Origin of the sequence: Pseudoxanthomonas gei, from assembly GCF_010119615.1 — a bacterium.
GTDB classification, from domain to species: domain Bacteria; phylum Pseudomonadota; class Gammaproteobacteria; order Xanthomonadales; family Xanthomonadaceae; genus Pseudoxanthomonas_A; species Pseudoxanthomonas_A gei.
Genome location: NZ_QOVG01000007.1, coordinates 1 through 18,602, shown reverse-complemented (window position 1 = coordinate 18,602; position 18,602 = coordinate 1). Strand labels below are relative to the sequence as shown.

Annotated in this window: 13 protein-coding genes; 5 read left to right on the top strand and 8 right to left on the bottom strand. The window is 67.0% G+C overall.

All coding sequences use genetic code 11. The features are described from left to right. Window positions 1-39: 39 nt before the first annotated feature. The 3 genes from DT603_RS11030 to DT603_RS11020 all read right to left on the bottom strand — a co-directional run bounded on the left by DT603_RS11030 (window position 40) and on the right by DT603_RS11020 (window position 4,305). Entirely contained in the window at window positions 40-1,836 is a 1,797-nt protein-coding gene (locus tag DT603_RS11030) for a DUF885 domain-containing protein (protein WP_162349949.1), read from the bottom strand. A gap of 102 nt (window positions 1,837-1,938) precedes the next feature. Next, window positions 1,939-3,261: a hypothetical protein gene (locus DT603_RS11025; protein WP_211368402.1), complete on the bottom strand. Its 1,323-nt coding sequence runs from the start codon at window positions 3,259-3,261 to the stop codon at window positions 1,939-1,941. A gap of 327 nt (window positions 3,262-3,588) precedes the next feature. Then, a complete protein-coding gene (locus DT603_RS11020) occupies window positions 3,589-4,305 on the bottom strand; it encodes a glutathione binding-like protein (protein WP_162349948.1) in 717 nt (238 codons plus the stop codon). A 112-nt stretch (window positions 4,306-4,417) separates the two neighbouring features. Here DT603_RS11020 and DT603_RS11015 point away from each other — a divergent pair, with 112 nt between their 5' ends. The 3 genes from DT603_RS11015 to lepB all read left to right on the top strand — a co-directional run bounded on the left by DT603_RS11015 (window position 4,418) and on the right by lepB (window position 8,099). Then, on the top strand, window positions 4,418-5,050 hold the full coding sequence (locus DT603_RS11015; RefSeq protein ID WP_162349947.1) for a TIGR00645 family protein: 633 nt from the start codon (window positions 4,418-4,420) through the stop codon (window positions 5,048-5,050). 9 nt (window positions 5,051-5,059) lie between these two features. Continuing rightward, window positions 5,060-7,252 carry a DNA helicase II gene (gene uvrD, locus DT603_RS11010; RefSeq protein WP_162349946.1) on the top strand — a complete coding sequence of 731 codons (2,193 nt, stop codon included), beginning with the start codon at window positions 5,060-5,062 and terminating at the stop codon, window positions 7,250-7,252. Between the two features lie 220 nt (window positions 7,253-7,472). Then, window positions 7,473-8,099: a signal peptidase I gene (gene lepB, locus DT603_RS11005; RefSeq protein WP_162349945.1), complete on the top strand. Its 627-nt coding sequence runs from the start codon at window positions 7,473-7,475 to the stop codon at window positions 8,097-8,099. A gap of 30 nt (window positions 8,100-8,129) precedes the next feature. On the opposite strand, the gene DT603_RS11000 is transcribed toward lepB, so the two are convergent. The 4 genes from DT603_RS11000 to DT603_RS10985 are packed head-to-tail and all read right to left on the bottom strand — an operon-like array spanning window position 8,130 to window position 13,314. Further along, on the bottom strand, window positions 8,130-9,518 hold the full coding sequence (locus DT603_RS11000) for a matrixin family metalloprotease (protein ID WP_162349944.1): 1,389 nt from the start codon (window positions 9,516-9,518) through the stop codon (window positions 8,130-8,132). Then, a complete protein-coding gene (locus DT603_RS10995) occupies window positions 9,515-10,159 on the bottom strand; it encodes a hypothetical protein (RefSeq protein WP_162349943.1) in 645 nt (214 codons plus the stop codon). The genes DT603_RS11000 and DT603_RS10995 overlap by 4 nt, the downstream gene beginning before the upstream one ends. Then, window positions 10,156-11,853, bottom strand: coding sequence for a S8 family peptidase (locus tag DT603_RS10990; protein ID WP_162349942.1), 1,698 nt, complete (start codon window positions 11,851-11,853; stop codon window positions 10,156-10,158). Before DT603_RS10990 ends, DT603_RS10995 begins: the two co-directional genes overlap by 4 nt. A 9-nt stretch (window positions 11,854-11,862) precedes the next feature. Further along, the gene (locus DT603_RS10985) at window positions 11,863-13,314 is read right to left on the bottom strand and encodes a trypsin-like peptidase domain-containing protein (protein ID WP_162349941.1); all 1,452 of its coding nucleotides are present in this window, start codon (window positions 13,312-13,314) and stop codon (window positions 11,863-11,865) included. A 519-nt stretch (window positions 13,315-13,833) separates the two neighbouring features. On the opposite strand from DT603_RS10985, the gene DT603_RS10980 reads away from it, so the two are divergent. Further along, the gene (locus DT603_RS10980; RefSeq protein WP_162349940.1) at window positions 13,834-15,147 is read left to right on the top strand and encodes a hypothetical protein; all 1,314 of its coding nucleotides are present in this window, start codon (window positions 13,834-13,836) and stop codon (window positions 15,145-15,147) included. A 53-nt stretch (window positions 15,148-15,200) separates the two neighbouring features. Here DT603_RS10980 and DT603_RS10975 read toward each other — a convergent pair whose 3' ends face one another. Continuing rightward, a complete protein-coding gene (locus tag DT603_RS10975) occupies window positions 15,201-15,494 on the bottom strand; it encodes a DUF2782 domain-containing protein (protein ID WP_162349939.1) in 294 nt (97 codons plus the stop codon). An 85-nt stretch (window positions 15,495-15,579) separates the two neighbouring features. Between DT603_RS10975 and polA the strand changes: the two genes are divergently transcribed. Next, window positions 15,580-18,348 carry a DNA polymerase I gene (polA, locus tag DT603_RS10970; protein WP_162349938.1) on the top strand — a complete coding sequence of 923 codons (2,769 nt, stop codon included), beginning with the start codon at window positions 15,580-15,582 and terminating at the stop codon, window positions 18,346-18,348. The last annotated feature ends 254 nt before the right edge of the window (window positions 18,349-18,602 follow it).

Genomic DNA, 18,602 nt, shown 5'->3' with positions numbered 1-18,602 from the left:
CGCGAAGCGGCGGCCAGCCGCTTCGCGTGATGGCCTGCGTCAGCTCTTCTTTTTCTTCTGCGCCGGGATGAATTGTGCTTCCACCGCCTTGGCCAGCTGGTCCGGCGGCAGCAGCCCCTGGTCAAGCAGGAAATTGTTGAAGGCCTTGCGGTCGAACTGCCGGCCCAGCGCCAGTTCGGTGCGCATGCGCAGTTCCAGGATGCGGGTGTAGCCGTAGAAGTAGCTGCCGGCCTGGCCGGGGGCGTTGAAGGTGTAGCGATCCAGTTCCTGGCGCGCCATCGGTTCGGACAACCCGACATCGTCCTCCAGTACCAACCGCGCGCGTTCGCGGTCGACCAGGCCCAGGTTGAGGCTGGGGTCGAGCATTGCGCGCGCGGCGCGCAGCAGCCGGAACTGCAGGGCGATCAGCTGCCCGTCCAGCGGTTCGTACGGCACCATTTCGGCTTCGGCGTACAGCGCCCAGCCTTCCACGTTGACCGAATTGAAGGCGAACAGGCTGCGCGCCAGCGACACGCCACGCTCGACCATGGCGGTGAACTGCAGCTCATGGCCGGGGCGGCCCTCGTGCGCCGACAGCGTCCAGGCCACCGAGTCGAAGTTGAAGTCGTCGTACTCCTTGCCCTTGCCGTCCTTGTCCGGGTTGCCCAGCGGCAGCACGAACGTGCCCTGCTGGCCGGTGTTGCCCACCAGGGGCGCCGGCAGGAAATGTGGCGCCGGTTGCGCGGCGCTTTCGGCGGCCGAGCCCAGGCGCATCTGCATGGGCCGGTTGGGCACGTCGACGATCTTCTCGCGCGCGATGATCGGGTCGATCCGGTCGATGATGCCGCGGTAGAAGGTTTCCAGCTGCGCGTTGGCGATCGGCTTCTTCTTCAGCGCCTTGATCACCTCGCGGTAGTCGGTGGCCTCGATGCCCTGGGCCTTGGCCACCAGCGGGGCCAGCTGCTGCATCACCGCGCGGGTTTCCATGAACTCCAGTTGCGCGCGCTGCATCAGCAGGGCCGGGTCGATGTCGATGCCGTACTGCTTCAACTGGTAGGCATACAGCTCGGGCGGCAGGCGGGTATCGGTGCGTGCCTTGGGCAGGACCTGGCTGCGGCTCCAGTCGTTGTAGTCCTTGACCTGCTTTGCCATCGCATCCAGCGCCTGTTCGGCGCCGGCGATCCTGTACTTGGCGAACAGCTCGCGCACGCCGGTGACGTAGGTATCGCCGTTGCCGACCGCGCGCTGTACTTCCAGCCGGGTCGGCTGCAGCAACTGGCCATCGGCCAGCTTTTCCTCGTAGCGCTGCCTGGCCAGGGTGGTCAGCGCCGTGCTGCCCGGGGCCAGGCCCACGTAGGCCTTGAGGCGATCCAGCGCCTTGGCCCGGCGCTCCGGCGGGGTCTGGTCGGAGAGCAGCCCGTTGAGGCCGCTGAAAATGGATTGCGGCGCATCGCTCCACGGCAACAGGTACTTTTCGTTGAGCGCGCTGCCTTCGATGTTCTCGTCGGCCGCCTTGATCATGATCTCCAGGTCCTGGCGCACGTTGGTATCGCGCTCGGTCTGCAGTTTTGCCTGCAGCGCGGTCCTGGCCTTGGCGACGGCGTCCCGGTAGCGCCGCGGATTGTCCGGACCGAAGTCGGCGACCTTGTCGTCGTAACCCGGCACGCCGAAGAAGCTGGCGTACTCCGGCTGGAAGGCGGCCTGCGCCTGCAGCAGGATCTGCGCATTGCGGTTGCTGGCTTCCACCCAGGCGGGTGCCGGCGCGGTGCTGGTGCGGGTCGCGGGCGCGGCGGCCTGGGCGAAGGCGGGCAGGGGCGCGGACAGCGCCAGGGCAATGGCAAGAACGAGTGGCTTCATCGGCGGACTTCCAGGCAGTGAGTCCGCCGACCCTACGCGGTCGTCAATCCGCGGGCAATGCGCCGTAGGTCACGCCGGGCAGACGCAGGGCCTTCGCCGCGGTTAGCGGCCGCTTGGCCCGGGCATGAGGTCGGAAGGCAGCGTGGGCTCGGAAAGGATCCGTTCCATGGCCGCCCAGCGCGCCGGTGCGGTGGCGCCGGCGGCGTCGACATGCGCGCGCACCAGTTCCTGGCCGAGTCCGTAGTTGATGACGTAGCTGCGGTATTTGTCGGTGAAGGCGATCGACTGCTCGGCGCGTTGCGGTGACAGCAACTGGTAGTGCTGCGCCAGGCGCACGGCCTCGGCGCGGTCGATGCGGTGGTCCAGGTAGTCGCGGGCGATGGTCAGGCGCGCGCCGGCCAGTTCGCTGCGCGCCTGCTGCAGGCGCGCGTCGCGCGCGGCCAGCGCCGGATCCAGCCCGGCCAGTGGATACAGTACGTCGCGTTCGAAGGTTTCCTTTTCGTTGCCGGGAAAGGCCAGTTCAATGCCGAAGTTGGCCGAGCCCTCGGCGATCAGCGACATCGGGCTGTACAGCGGATACACGGTGAACTCGATCCAGCCGCGCTGCTTCGACAGGCGCTGCTCGAGCAGCAGGTTCAGCACATGGTGGCCGGGATAGCCTTCGTGGCAGCCCAGGTCGACGGCACGGCTCATCAGTACCGGCAGGTCGGTGTTGATCTGGATCAGGCTGGTGGCATCGCCCTTGTACCAGTTGTAGCCGGACCAGGGCTGGCCGGTGACCAGTTCCAGGCTGAACTTTTCGTCCTTCGGCAACGCGATATGCGCCAGCGTGCGCCGCTTGCACTCCTCGATCGACGCATGCATGACCGCCTGCAGCCGGTCGGCCGGAATGGCCGTGGTGCTGGCGAAGGCATCGACGCGTTGCCACAGCGGACCGGTGCCGGGGAACTGCGCTTCCAGGCGCTGCAGCGCCGGGTCGTAGGCGGTGCGCGGTTTCAGGACCGGGCGCAGTGCATACAGGCCTTCGGCTTCCTGCTCGAACGGCAGCGCTTCGCCCGCGAGCATGGCCATGCGCGTGCGCGCCGCGACCAGCTGGGCGGCGAGCAGGCGCTTGCGGCGCACTTCCAGCGGATCGAGTCCCGCCTCGTCGACCGCCGAGACCTGTTTCAGCAGCGCCTCGGCGGCAGTGCGCAACTCAGCCAAGGCGCGCGGGGATTGCCTGGCCTGGCGCGCCCACTCCTGCGGCCCGTAGTAGGCGTCGATATAACCGGGTTCGTGCTCGCCGATCTCCAGGCTGAGGTGGACGTAGGCCTCGGCGATGGGATCGAGCGTGTTGCGCGAGGTGTCGGTGCCCGCAATAGCCGGCGCGTGAGCAGCGTGGACGGTGCTTGAAATCATCATCAGGGTGGCCAGCAGGAATCGCATCAGGTCATCTCGTTTGATTATGCGGAAGCTTGTCTGGTTTGCGCCCCTCTCCCCTTGCGGGAGAGGGTGGCCGACAGGCCGGGAGAGGGGAAGGCCGGAGCCTGCATTAAATCCGCTGTTCCGACGTCTCGAGTGCGGAACTCATTGCAGCAATGCTGCATTCGAAAAATCCGTTTGACTGGATGGGTTACTGGCTCCGGCCTTCCCCTCTCCCGCCTTCGGCACCCTCCCCCACAAGGGGAGAGGGCGTGCCCTGTGCTTTTTGCGTGGGTTGCGGATGCGCGGTTCCCAGGAGTTCGAACCCCATCTGCGCCAGGATGACGAACATTATTTCTGCTGTGGGCCTTGCCCGAACAGATGCCTGCGTTCCTCCTCGCTCAACGGCTGCCCGGCCTGCGGGTTCACCTTGTGCTTCCACGCATAGGCACGCGCGGTGGCCGGGCGTGAGGCGATGGCGTCATGCCAGCGCCGCAGGTGCGGGAAGCGGGCGAAATCGGCGGGCAGTGCGTCGTAGGCACCGATCCACGGATAGCTGGCCATGTCGGCGATGCTGTAGTCGTCCCCGGCCAGGAACTCGTTGCGTGCAAGCCGCTGGTCCATGACCCCGTGCAGGCGCGCCACCTCGTTGCCGTAGCGTTCGATGGCATAGGCGATGGGCTCGGGTGCGTAGACATTGAAGTGACCCATCTGCCCGCTCATCGGACCCAGTCCTCCCATCTGCCAGTACAGCCATTCCAGGGTGGCCATGCGTCCGCGCAGGTCCTGCGGCAGGAACAGGCCGGTCTTTTCGGCCAGGTACTGCAGGATCGCGCCGGATTCGAACACGCTCACCGGCGCGCCGCCGTCGGCAGGTGCGTGGTCCACGATCGCCGGCATCTTGTTGTTGGGCGAAATGGCCAGGTAGTCGGGCTTGAACTGGTCGCCGGCGCCGATGTTCACCGGCTTGATCGCGTATTCCAGCGCATGGCCGGCGTCGACCAGTTCTTCCAGCAGCAGGGTGATCTTGTGGCCGTTGGGGGTGGGCCAGTAGTGCAGGTCGATCATGCTGAGCTCGTTGCAGGGCGGGGGAAACCGAGTGTAGCCCCGCCGTCGTGCTTGGCAGCGTCACCATGGGCCGGTAACCTGCCCGATTCCCGCAACGCAGCATTCCGATCCCATGCAGCCCGACCGACCCGCCCGCCTTGGCCCCCTGCCGGCCCTGATCTTCAGCTCGCGCTGGCTGCAGCTGCCGCTTTACCTCGGCCTGATCGTGGCCCAAGGCGTCTATGTCGTGCTGTTCATCAAGGAGCTGTGGCACCTGGTGCATGGCGCCACCAGCCTGAGCGAGCAGGACATCATGTTGCTGGTGCTGGGCCTGATCGACGTGGTGATGATTTCCAACCTGCTGATGATGGTGATCGTAGGTGGCTACGAGACCTTCGTCTCGCGTTTGCGCCTGGAGAACCACCCGGACCAGCCTGAATGGCTGAGTCACGTCAATGCTTCGGTCCTGAAGGTCAAGCTGGCGATGGCCATCATCGGCATCTCCTCTATCCACCTGCTCAAGACCTTCATCGAAGTGGGCGGGTTGGGCGAACTTCCTTTTTGCGGAACGGCCGATGCCTTCGCTGCGGCCGACATCGCCAGGAGCGCAGCCTCGAAGGTCAAGACCTGCACGACGGCCACGCAAATCGGCGTCCTCTGGCAGACGATCATCCATACGGTGTTCATCCTCTCGGCCATCGGTATCGCCTATACCGACAAGCTCATGCAGAACGACAATCACAAGGTCAAGGCCGCTGCGCACTAAACTCACGTAGTGGATGTCTCTCACCTACTCGATGACCTGAACCCGGCGCAGCGCGAAGCGGTCTCCGCCGCGCCCGGTCACTACCTCGTGCTTGCGGGCGCCGGCTCGGGCAAGACCCGCGTGCTGACCCATCGCATCGCCTGGCTGCACGAGGTGCATGGCGTGCCGGTGCACGGCATCCTGGCGGTCACCTTCACCAACAAGGCCGCCGACGAGATGCGCCATCGCGCGGCCGCGCAACTGGGCCAGTCCGGATCGGGCCCGGGCAACCGCGGCATGTGGATCGGCACCTTCCACGGACTGGCCCATCGCCTGCTGCGCCTGCACTGGCAGGACGCGAAGCTGCCGGAAAGCTTCCAGGTGCTGGATTCGGACGACCAGTTGCGGCTGGTCAAGCGCGTGGTGCAGCAGCTGGAACTGGACGACGCGCGTTTCCCGCCGCGGCAGATCGCCTGGTGGATCAACGCGCAGAAGGACGAAGGCCGGCGCGCCGAACACATCCAGCCCGGCGACGACCAGTGGACCGACACGCTGCGCCGCGCCTATGCGCTGTACCAGGAACGCTGCGACCGTGCCGGCCTGGTCGATTTCGCCGAACTGCTGCTGCGCGCGCACGAGCTGCTGCGCGACACCCCGGCGTTGCTCAACCATTACCGCTCGCGTTTCCGCGAAATCCTGGTCGACGAATTCCAGGACACCAACGCGGTGCAGTACGGCTTCGTGCGCCTGCTGGCCGGCGACACGGGACACGTGTTCGTGGTCGGCGACGACGACCAGGCCATCTATGGCTGGCGCGGCGCCAAGGTCGAGAACGTGCAGCGTTTCCTCAAGGACTTCGACAGCGCCCGGACCATCCGCCTGGAGCAGAACTACCGCTCCAGCGCCAATATCCTGGGCGCGGCCAACGCGGTCATCGCGCACAATCCCGACCGCATCGGCAAGCAGTTGTGGACCGATACCGGCGAAGGCGAGCCCATTGACCTGTATGCCGGCTACAACGAGGTCGACGAAGCCGGCTTCGTGGTCGAACGCATCCGCCAGTGGGTGCGCGACGGCGGCAGCTACGGCGACTGCGCCATCCTCTACCGCAGCAACGCCCAGTCACGCGCGTTCGAAGAGCGGTTGCAGGCCGAGCCGCGCGTGCCGTTCCGCGTGTACGGCGGCATGCGCTTCTTCGAGCGCGCCGAAATCAAGGACACCCTGGCCTACCTGCGCATGGTCGGCAACCGCAGTGATGACGCGGCCTTCGAACGCGCCGTCAACACGCCGGCGCGCGGCATCGGCGATCGCACCCTGGACGAAGTGCGCAAGCGCGCGCGTTCGCAGTCGCAGTCGCTGTTCGAATCGGCGCGCGAGCTGTCCATCGGCAACGAGCTGGCGGGCCGCGCGCGCAATGCACTGGGCGGTTTCATCACCCTGGTCGAGGCGTTGTCGGTGGAAGTGGCCGAGCTGGAGCTCAAGGACAAGATCGACCACGTGCTGATGCGCTCGGGCCTGCGCGAGTTCTACCTCAACGAGAGCCGTGGCCAGCTCGATTCGCGCACCGAGAACCTCGACGAACTGGTGTCGGTGGCCTCGCGCTTCGAGCGCCGCGACGAGGAAGAGATCGCCGGCATGAGCGACCTGGTCGCCTTCCTGTCCTACGCCTCGCTGGAAGCCGGCGAAGGCCAGGCCCAGGCCGACGAGGACGGCGTGCAGCTGATGACGCTGCATTCGGCCAAGGGCCTGGAATTCCCGGTCGTGTTCCTGGGCGGCCTGGAGGAAGGCCTGTTCCCCAGCAGCAAGTCGCTGGACGAGAGCGGACGCCTGGAGGAGGAACGCCGGCTGGCCTACGTGGGCATCACCCGCGCGCGGCAGAAGCTGGTGCTCAGTTATGCCGAGACCCGGCGCATCCACGGCCAGGACATGTACGGCATTCCCTCGCGCTTCCTGCGCGAGATCCCGCCGCACCTGCTGCACGAGGTGCGGCCCAAGGTGCAGGTATCGCGCAGTTATTCCGGCGGCCCGTCGCGCAATGCCGGCCACGCCAGCATCGAGGCGCCACCGCTGAAGATGGGCGCCAACGTGGTGCATGCCAAGTTCGGTTCCGGCGTGGTCACCGACTACGAAGGCACCGGCGCGCATGCGCGCGTGCAGGTGAACTTCGACGACGAAGGCAGCAAGTGGCTGGTGCTGGCCTACGCCAACCTGCAGGTCGTATGACATAGGGCGGGCCCCGGCCCGCCATTGCCACTGCGATTGCGATTGAACAGCATGCATTTGTAGTGGCACACGCTCATTTCGCTGGTTGCCATCGGCAGCGGCAAGATGGCAATGGCGGGTCAAGACCCGCCCTCCGCCGCAAGTCCCGGTGACGCCTGGCATATGCGCACGGCCCGGCTTTCGTGGACTACTGCCTTCGGACGTGAACCGGAGCAAGGCGATGCCGCATGAAATCCCGCCCACACCAGCCGCCAGCGGCAAGCACTGGCTGCGCCGGGAACTGCCGCAGATCGTGGCCATGCTGCTCCTGCTGGCCGCCGCGCGCGATTCGCTGGCCAACCATTACTCGGTGCCGTCGGGATCGATGGAACACACGCTGGAAGTCGGCGATCGCGTCGCCGTCGACATGCGCGCCTACGGCATCCGCCTGCCGTTCACCGACATCACGCTGGTGGAAACCGGCGCCCCGCAGCGCGGCGACATCGCCGTATTCGACTCGCCGGAGGACGGCACCCGCCTGATCAAGCGCGTGGCGGCGGTGGCTGGCGATGAAGTGGAGCTGGAAGACGGCAGGCTCAGCCTCAACGGCGCGCCGATGGCGACCGTGGCCGACAGCGATACCGAGCTCTTCCTCAGCCATCGCGCCACGCTCAACCTCAGCCATGGCGGCGGGCCCGACATCCATGGGTTGACCGTGCCCGCCGGCCAGGTGCTGATGCTGGGCGATGCGCGCGGCAACAGCCATGACGGGCGATTCTTCGGGCTGGTGCCCGCCACGGCGCTGTATGGGCGGGCCGTGGCCGTCTACTACCGCCGCGACGAGGGCCTGGGCTGGCGCGGCCTGTGACGGTATGGCGCCAGCTTCGATCACAGACTCTCAATCGGGTTTTACGTAACTCACCTCCAGCTTGAAATTGCCGGCCGCGTAGCCACGCACCATGACGTAGATCTTGCTGCGGTTGGTCGGCACTTCCAGTTCGCAGGTCTCGTTGGCATGGCTCAGGTACGGCCGGCAATTCCAGCGTGCGGTATCGGGCTGGCCGGTGTAGCGCACGTACAGATCCGGATCGCCCGGGTTGGCGCCCACCGCCGTCATCTTCACCTGCGCCAGCGTGCCGGGCTTCACCGTGAACGGCCCGTACTGCTTCTTCGCATCCTTGGCCACCGACTGGTTGTCGAAGGTCTGGCTGCTGGCGGTGCCGGTCGCCGGCGCGGATGGTGCGTGGTAGGTGCACTGGCTGAGGTTCTCCGGATTGTTGCTGCCCTTGCCGTACAGGCAGGCCGAACCGGCCTTGTCCAGGCCGGTCAGCACCAGTGACCAGTCGCCGCCGCCGTTGCATTGCGGGTAGTGCATGACCGAGAACTTGTCGTAGGCGGTGACGGTGATGACGTTGGCATCCTCGAAGCACATGCCGGCCTCCGGCCGCGTGTGTTCGTGGCGCAGGCCCAGCGCATGGCCCAGTTCGTGGCGCAGGATGCCGACCAGTTGCAGCGGCTCGCCAGGCGTCAGGTCGAACGAGGTGTTGTCGATCAGCACGTTGCGATCGGCGCGCTGGTCGCTGGGGAAGAACGCGCGCGCCAGGTATTCGCCGTCCACGTCCACCGGCCGCACGTCGAAGACCACGCTCTGGTTGCCGGCGGTGCAGTTGCCGTCCTGGCCGGCGACATGGATGAAGTCGACGTCGGCGGCCTGCTCCCAGGCCCCGGTCGCCGCCTGCATGTCGGCCACGACGGCGGCCTTGTGCGGGCCGAAGGCATCGCTGACGCAATAGGCCAGCTGCTTCTTCTTCGCGCTGGTCCAGATGTCCACGCCACCGTTGGTGGTGGTGGCCGCGGTCAGCGCCCTGGCCACGGTCAGCTTGCCGTGGGCTACGCCATCGGCTTCCTGCTGCATCTTTTCGAAAAATTCGCGCAGCAGCTTGCGGTCGGGAATGGCGATGTCGCCGTTGACGATGTACTTGCCGCCTTCGCCCGGCTCCTTGTACACGCTGGCTTCGAATTCCTCGAAGGTCTTGCCCAGCCATTTCCTGCGCGCGGCATCGGCGGCTTCCTTGATGGACTGCTGGGCCGCGGCGATATTGGCGTCGGTGGGTTCCACGGCGCCGCTGGCGGGCTTGAGGTCGGTGACGACGGGCGTGGCAGCCGGCTCGGCGGCCGGCACCGCCGGCGGGGTGACGACAGGTTCGTCCTTCCTGCAGCCGGCCAGCGCCAACGCCAGGGCCAGGCTCAGCAGCGAGACATCGATCGTTCGGTGGTTTGCATTCATGGGGTCGGTTCCTTGCGGTAGGGGCAGGGGGTTTCGGCGATCTCGAGCAGGTCGCTGCCTGTCGCGAGGCGGCGCATCTCGGCCAGCGCGGACTGGGCGTCGGCGGCACTGCGGAATTCGATGCACAACCTGGACTCGCCTTCCAGGCCGATGCGCTGGACCTCGAGCGCGGTGACCGAGGCGCTTGCCTTGCGTTCCTCCAGCAAGGCACGGATGCGCTTCAGCACCTCGCGTGTTTCCGGTGGCACGCCCTTGCCGCGGGACAGCGTGGTGACCGTGGCGTGGACCGGCGCCGCGTCCGGCACCGGCACCGGCGCAGCCGCAACGGACGGCGGCCTGGGAGCGGGCTCCCTGACTGCAGTGAGGGGGCGGGGCTTCTTCACCGGCGCAGGCGCCGGCGCGGGCGCGGTGGCGACTGGCGGAGCTTCCACCACCGGGTTCTCGATCACGGCGGCAGGGGGCGCGGCCGGTGGTGCAGTCTCGGCAACCGCCGGCGCGCTGGCCGGCGGCGATGGCGATGGCAAGGGTGCTGCGGATGGTGATGGCGCGCCGGTCGCCTCCTGCGGCGGCGGCGTGGGTGCACTGCAGGCACTGCACAGGCATGCCAGCAGCAGCGCACGCCCAGCGTGGGCAATGCTCACGGCGTGCCTGCCATGCGCGTGGCCAGGGCGCGCGACGCCCGGGGCTTGACGGTGTCCGGTGCCTGCAGGGCGCCCGGGGACGGCGCTTGCAGCGTGCGCTGGAAACCCTCCGGGTCGCGCATCGCCAGGTCCATCAATTCGGGGCCGAACCGTTCCAGTTCCGCATCCAGGTCGGCGGGCTGGCCCAGCAGCCGCTGCAGCCCCGCGCGCACTTCCGCCGGATCGCGATCCAGGGTGCGCGCCATCAGGTTGACGGTGTCGTCCCGGGGTGGCGCCCGCAGCTGGGTGCGCGCGGCCCCCAATGGCTGGCGCAGCAGTTTTTCCAGGTTGAGGATGCCGGTGCCGTAGCGTCCCGCGTCCCAGCCGGCAGGCACCCGTGCGCTGGCCTGCATCGCCTTCACAAAGAGGTCGCGCCGGGTCAGGCTGCCCTGCGCGGCCTTGATCCGCGCGCGACCATGGAACGCGATCCAGCTGGCTGCCGCGCCGGCCACCGCGGCGGTGGCGAACGAAGTGCCGTTGCCGGGACTGGACTCGATGCCGGTCGCGCCGGCGACGGCGTCGGCGACGTAGACGTCCTCGCCGGGCGCGGAAATGTCCACCGCGCGACCCTTCGACGAACCCTTCCACGGCTTGTTGTCGACATTGGTGGCCGCCACCGCGATGGCGTTGTCGTAGCTGGCCGGCGCGACCACCATGCCGATGCAGTTGCCGGCGGCATTGACCACGATGATGTCGCGGCGCACGGCATCGTTGATCGCGCGCTCCAGGCCGAAGAACGCGCGCCCGCCCAGGCTCATCGAGATCACGTCGCACTGCGCGGTGGTCGCGTGGCGCACGGCGCGCGCGGTGTTGGAATCCAGCACCCGGATCACGCTGTTGAACGTGCGGATCGGCACCAGCGTGGCCCTGGGCGCCAGTCCGTCGATGCGACCCGGTGCGGTGGTGTTGCCGCTGGCATCGAAGCCGCCGTCGCTGACCAGCACGCTACCGGTCTTGGTGCCGTGGCCGGGATTGCCGGAATAGCCCAGCGGGTCATGCGCGTCGGTGCCGCCTTCCATCAGGTTGAGGGTGGAGCGCCGGTCGATGCGCCCGGAGTCCAGGTCGACGTGGTCGGTGTAGCCGCTGTCGGGATGGCAGATGCGCACGCCTTCGCCCAGCGCCTTGCCACCCGGCGGCAGTGCCAGCTTGCGTGCCGCTTCCACGGCCATGTGGTTCGCATCCAGTGACCAGGCCGGATTGGCCGGTGCGGCCACGCCGGTATCGCCCAGGCAGGCGGTGACTGCCGCGCGCTTCTGCGCCTCGGTCAGGGTGTCTTCGCTGTCCGGCTCCACGCGCAGGAAACCGCCGCGCTCGCGCAGCGCATTGGCGCCGTCCCAGGGCGTGCCCTGGGGTGCATCGGCGACGCGCACGCGATGGATGCGCGAAAGCCCTTCGGGGTCGTCGCCGGGTTGCACGTCCGGGAACAGCGGTTCGACGCTGACCACCTTGGCGAACACGGCCTCGGCCGCCGCGCGCAGCTCGGCCGGCGTCTGCGTGGGTGCCAGTTCGACCACATAGCCCTGCGTGTAGGCCGCCGGCGGCACCGGCACGCTGGCAACGGGTGCAGTGACCGGTGGCGTCGCCACGGGTGGCTTGTCGGGCTTGCAGGCCACAACGCCCAGCAACAGCAACGGCAACAGAAACAGACAGCGCATGTTCAATCCTCAGGAATGGGCAGGCAGTACGCAGACGCGCGGATCGCTGCGCCAGGCCGGCGCGGCCAGGTCCAGGCGCTCGACCACCTTGGTGATCGGCAACACCGCTTCATGCGCGCGCCAGCCGGCGGCCCAGGGTTCGGACAGGTCTTCCTGGCCGTCGAACAGCAGTCCGATCACGGCGTGGGAACGGCGGTGATAGACCGGCGAGCCGGAATTGCCGTGATAGGTATCGCTGTCGGCGCCAATGGTGGGCTGGTGGGCGAAGCGCACGCTGATGTATTCGTAATAGGGGGCGCCATCGCCTTCGCGCAACTGGTAGCTGTCGACGAATTCCTTCAGCTTGCCTTCGCGATAGGACAGGTCCTCGGCCTCGATGGAATCGAATTCGGCACTGACCAGCAGTTTCATGGCGATGTATTCGTCCGGCGTGACCCGGAACGGGAAGTACACGAAACTGTTGTCATGCACGGTGCGCGGCTCGCCCAGGGGATAGCCGATCACGTACAGCGGATCATCGCGCTTGACCTGGGTCAGCGACAGGCACTGCACCGGATAGGCGTTGCCTGGCGCCACGCCCTCTGCATTGGTGCCCAGTTCAAGCAGGACGAAATCCAGGTTGCCGCGTTCGTCCTCGTCGCTCAAGCGGATCGCAGTGACCGGGAATACCTGTCTTGCCAGGTGGTTTCCATCCAGGTCGTCCTCGTAGTCGAACACCGCCTCGAACTCCTCCGGTGTCTCTTCCAGGATGCAGTGGTTGTTGGTGAGCGCGAGTTTCTCGCCGATCAGCACGGCGCTGCAGCGCGGCTTCTCCTCGGCGCGCGCGCGCAAGGCGAAGGCGCCACGCGAATTGGCGTAGATGCGCTGGTAGGTCTGCGGCGGATAACGGTCGTCTTGGTCCAGCCCATACAGCGACTTGTTGAGCCGGCGCAGTTCGGCGTGCTGCTCCACCAGTTCGCGCTGTTCGCTGCGCTGGTTGGCGCCCAGCGTCTTGTAGGCCTGCACGAGTTGCCGCTCGGTGTCTTCGGCGCTGCGCTTGAGCTGGCGCAGGTCGGCTTCGGTCGCGTTGGCGCCCAGCGCGGTTTCGGCGATGGTGCTCATGCGTCGCTGCGCCGCATCGACCCGCCGATACTTCGCGCGCCGCGCCGGGGCCAGGTCGTTCCAGCGCTTGGTGGCCTGCAGCTGCACGTCCTTCAGTTCCACCGAATCGCCGGGGCCTGCGCCGACTGCCGCCTGGATGGGCACCTGCCGCACCTGCTGCGCCACTGCGCCGGCGTTGGATACGGTGACCGCCGAATCGGCCGTCTGCAGCACCACGCGGTCGCCCTGCTTGGTGATTTCCACTGGCACCACCACGCCTTGCGGGCGCCGGCGCACCTGGTCGCGCAGCTCGCCGGTACTGATGCGCTGCTCACGCGGCGCGTCCTGCGCCAGCGATGGCAACGGGGCGTAGAGGCACACGGACAGGGCAAGGCAGAGGCAACGGACAGGCAGAACCATGGGCGGATCTCGCGGGGGGAAATCGTTCGATGCGGCGCTTGCACGCAGAAGAATTTTTCGGACTTGCATAGCAGTCAACGCGACGACGCGTGAATTGGGGCCAGTGGCTGCAGGTGTCCTGCCACGGCGCGCCGCTGCGTTGGGTGAGACGTGACGGCGTGAGGGGACGTCGCGGCGCAGGACGCCGACGCAGCGCCGTGCGCGTGCAAGCACGGCCATCCCATGGAGGTTGCCCCGTTGAACAATCCACGCGCGCGCTGGCCACTCACTCGATTGACCTGTGCCCTGTTGGCACCCCTGGCACTGGCCACGTGCACGCAACAGGCACACATACGTTCCGCACCGCCGGCATCGGCGGACGGAGAGGCGCCGCGCTCCGCATTGGCGACCGCCTTGTTGCCGGCCGCCAGCGGATGCGCGCCAGGCGCGCGTTGCCTGGCCGTCACTGCTGCCGGCCGGCCTGCCGCAACAGGCAATTACGTGGCGCAGTGTCGCGGCAGGTTCGCCGATTTCATCGTGCCCAGGACCACGCTGCCCGCTGCGTATCCGGGTCCCTGGTTCCAGCCCAGCCTGCTGGAGCAGGCCGCAACGGGCGTGCCTGGCGGATCGCGGCCGTGGCTGTCGTTCAATCCGCGCGATCCTGCTCAAAGGCTTGGCTACGCGCTGGCGTTGCGCAACTACGCCATGAGCAGTGCGGTGGCGCGCGCACTGACCCCGCAACTGTTGGCCGATGACGACTACCGCGATCCGCTCGGCGGCAGCGTGACCACCGCCCAGCGAAACCAGAAGTGGTATCCGGCGCCGCGCATGTTCTATGGCGCCACCAATGCGCCCGGCACCCGCGAAGCCGCGCACGGCATGACCCTGGAGCGCACCGTGCGCGTCAACGAACTCGGCGGCAACACCGCCGCTTTCCAGAACTACGCCGTCGCCTACTACGATGCGCGCGGCGGACGCGTATTCCAGAGGCTGTGGAAGACGACCACGCCGGGCATCGACCGGCCCCAGCCGAGCGGGATGAAGTTCACCGAGGGCAGCTTCGTGTTCAAGCTGCTTTACAGTGCCGCGCCGTCGGCGGCGTTCCCGCAGGACCTGCTGGCCGGCTCGTTGCGGGTGGAGATACTGCCCAATCCCGGGGGCGTGCCGGTGCCGGTGCGACTGATGCAGATCGATATCGCGGTGAAGGACAGGCGCGCCGGACCCACGGGCTGGTACTTCGCGACTTACGCCTACGACGTCTCGCAGGCCGGTGCTTCGCCCTGGACGAAAATGGCGCCGGTCGGGATAATGTGGGGCAACGATCCCGCTGGCGCGCCGCTCACCGAATCCTGGATCAATCCGGCGGCACCGGCGTATGCGCGCGCGCACCTGGGCGTGGAGGGGCGCCTGAACGGCCCGGTCGACAATCCCGCATCGGCCTGCATGAGTTGCCACAGCACCGCGCAGGCGCCCGCATTGGCGCCGATGCTGCCCACTGCGGCGTGCGCGCAGCCGCCGTTCCGCGCCGACTGGTTCCGCAACCTGCGGGGCACCACGGCCTTCGGTCGGCGCCAGGCAAGCGGCGGCGCGTGCCAGACCGATGCCTCGGGCATCACCGTCACCGCCGCCGACTATTCGCTGCAATTGTCATCGACGGTGGCCCGCGCCCTGCCAACCGCCACCGGAGGCCCGACCTACAACCCCTGCACCTGGGACGAAAACGCACCGCCTTCGGCGCTGGTCAGGCCATCGGCCGACGCTTCGCGCCTGCAGCAACGGCACATCGAACAATACGAAGTGACGCGCGACCCCTAGCGTGCGATGCGCCGCAACTGCGTGGACGGCCGTTCGCCGTCCACGCCAGCGTGTCACCAGCCGTAGAGCTTCCAGTAGACCGGCGAGACCGTGCCTTCGCCCTTGCTCTTGTCCAGGCGGCCATCGCCATTCTCGTCCATCAGGTAATAGGCCGGGCCGCGCGACGGGGTGACCTTGACCATGCGCAACTGGCCAGCGACCCGGTATTCCTCGACCACGTCACCGTTGGTCTCGGTGCGTACGGCCACCTGTGCATCGGCCAGGTCCGCGGTCGGGTCGCCCTGGGCGGCCATCGACGCGCATCCCGCCAGGAGCAGCAGCAGTGGCCCGATCCAAAGGGTTTTCATGGCAGTTCCTCGCAGTACGGGACAGGCCGCGATTATGCGCCGCGCCGGCACGCGTGCGTGAAAGGGCAGGGGTTAGAATTGGACCATGCCCAGACTCGTATTGATCGACGGTTCCAGTTATCTCTATCGCGCTTTCCACGCGCTGCCGCCGCTGACCAATGCCGCGGGCGAGCCGACCGGCGCGCTGTTCGGCGTGGTCAACATGTTGCGCGCCACGCTCAAGGAAAACCCCGAGTACCTGGCCTTCGTGGTCGACGCGCCGGGCAAGACCTTCCGCGATGCGCTCTACCCGCTGTACAAGGCCAATCGCTCGGCCATGCCCGAGGACCTGCGTGCGCAGGTGCTGCCGATGTGCGAGATCGTCAAGGCCCTCGGCATGCCGATCCTGCGCGTGGATGGCGTCGAAGCCGACGATGTGATCGGCACGCTCGCATTGCAGGCGGTGAACGACGGCATAGACGTCACCATTTCCACCGGCGACAAGGATTTCGCCCAGCTGGTGCGGCCCGGCCTGGCGCTGGTCAACACCATGAGCGGCAGCCGCATGGATTCGGAAGCAACCGTGTTCGACAAGTTCGGGGTCAGGCCGGAGCAGATCGTCGACCTGCTGGCGCTGATGGGCGATGCCGTGGACAACGTGCCCGGCGTGGAGAAGTGCGGGCCCAAGACCGCGGCCAAGTGGCTGGCCGAATACGGCAGCCTGGACAACGTGATCGCCCACGCCGGTGACATCAAGGGCAAGATCGGCGACAACCTGCGCGCCGCGTTGCACCGGCTGCCGCTCAACCGCGAGCTGGTCACCATCAAGCTGGACGTGGAACTCGAAGGCAACGCGCAAAGCCTGGGATTGCGCGCGCAGGATGCCGATACGCTGCGCCAGCTTTACCAGCGTTACGGCATGAACCAGGCGCTGAAGGACCTGGACGCGGGCAGCCCGGCAGGCGGGGCTTCGATCGCCGAAAAGGAACCCGGCCGCGCGCGCGGCACCGGTTTTGTTTCCGCGGTCGCAACCGATACCGATGCGCTCGATCCGGCGCTTTCAGTTGCAGGCCAATACGAAACCATCCTGACCACGCAGCAGCTGCAGGCGTTGTTGGTCTCGCTGCAGGACAGCGATGAATTCGCATTCGACAGCGAAACCGACAGCCTGGACCCGATGCAGGCCAACCTGGTGGGCCTCAGCTTCGCGGTGGAAGCCAACAAGGCGGTCTATCTTCCGCTGGCACATGAATACCCCGGCGCGCCGGCGCAGCTGGAGCGTAGCGCCACCCTGGCCGCGCTGGCGCCGCTGTTCGCCGATGCGACGAAAAAGAAGTTGGGCCAGCAGGGCAAGTACGACCTGCATGTGCTGCGTCGCCACGGCATCGAGGTGGCGGGCTACGCCGACGACACCATGCTGGAAAGCTTCGTGCTCAACTCCGGCAGCAGCCGCCACGACATGGACAGCCTGGCCAAACGCTACCTGGGCTACGACACCATCAAGTACGAGCAGGTGGCGGGCAAGGGTGCCAAGCAGATCCTGTTCTCGCAGGTCGCGCTGGATGACGCCACGCGTTATGCCGCCGAGGATTCCGACATCACCCTGCGCCTGCACCGCACGTTGCGGGCGAAGCTCCAACAGGAGCCGGCGTTGCAGCGCGTGTACCGCGAGATCGAAATGCCGTTGGTGCCGGTGCTGGAGCGCATCGAAGCCAACGGCGTGATGATCGACGCCGACGAGCTGCGTCGCCAGTCGGCCGATCTGGGCAAGCGCATGCTGGTCGCCCAGCAATTGGCCACCGAGCTGGCCGGTCGCACCTTCAACCTGGATTCGCCCAAGCAGCTGTGCGCCCTGCTGTTCGAGGAATTGAAGCTGCCGGTGATGGTGAAGACGCCTTCCGGCCAGCCTTCGACCAACGAGGAGGCACTGGCGGCGATTGCCGACCTGCATGAGCTCCCCAAGGTGATCCTGGAATACCGCGGCCTGGCCAAGCTGCGCAGCACCTATACCGACAAGCTGCCGGACATGGTCAATCGCGACACCGGGCGCGTGCATACCAGCTATCACCAGGCTGGCGCGGCCACCGGCCGCCTGTCCTCGTCCGACCCCAACCTGCAGAACATCCCGATCCGCACCGAGGATGGCCGGCGTATCCGCAAGGCCTTCGTGGCCCCGCCCGGTCGCAGGATCGTGGCCTGCGACTATTCGCAGATCGAGTTGCGGATCATGGCCCACCTGTCCGAAGACCCCGGCCTGGTGCGCGCCTTCGAATCCGGCCTGGACGTGCACAAGGCCACTGCCGCGGAAGTGTTCGGGCGCAAGGTCGAGGAAGTGAGCGGCAACGAACGCCGCGCCGCCAAGGCGATCAACTTCGGCCTGATGTACGGCATGAGCGCGTTCGGGCTGGCGCGGCAACTCGGCATTGGCCGCGGCGAAGCGCAGGACTACATCGCGCTGTACTTCAGCCGGTACCCCGGCGTGCGCGATTACATGGAACGCACCCGCCAGCAGGCGCGCGAGCAGGGCTATGTGGAGACCGTGTTCGGCCGCCGCCTCTATCTCGACTACATCAACAAGGGCACGCAAGGCCAGCGCGCAGGCGCGGAGCGGGCGGCGATCAACGCGCCGATGCAGGGCACGGCGGCCGACATCATCAAGCGCGCGATGATCGCGGTCGACGCCTGGCTGGCAGGACACGCTTCACGCGCGCTGATGATCCTCCAGGTCCACGATGAACTGGTCTTCGAGGCTGAACAGGATTTCGTTGAAGTCCTGCTGCCGGAGGTCACCCGGCGGATGGCCGAAGCCGCCTCCCTCTCGGTGCCATTGGTGGTCGATAGCGGCGTTGGCGACAATTGGGACGAAGCACATTGACCCTGCGGCGCCAAGCCCGAGCAATGGCGGCCGCTTACAGCAGTTACCTGTTCGGGTGCATGCGTTATAAATTCAGTACTCGTTAGTACAATAAAATGAATACCCCTTAAACCTTACGGTTTTTTAACCGAAATCTTCACGAACTATCCATGCCCGGTCTGGTCTCATAGCCCGTGACAGATGCAAGGTCTGTCGCTAGATCTCTCCCATCCCCTGGAGTGATCTCGGAACGAAGGCCCCTCCCCAGGCCGAGT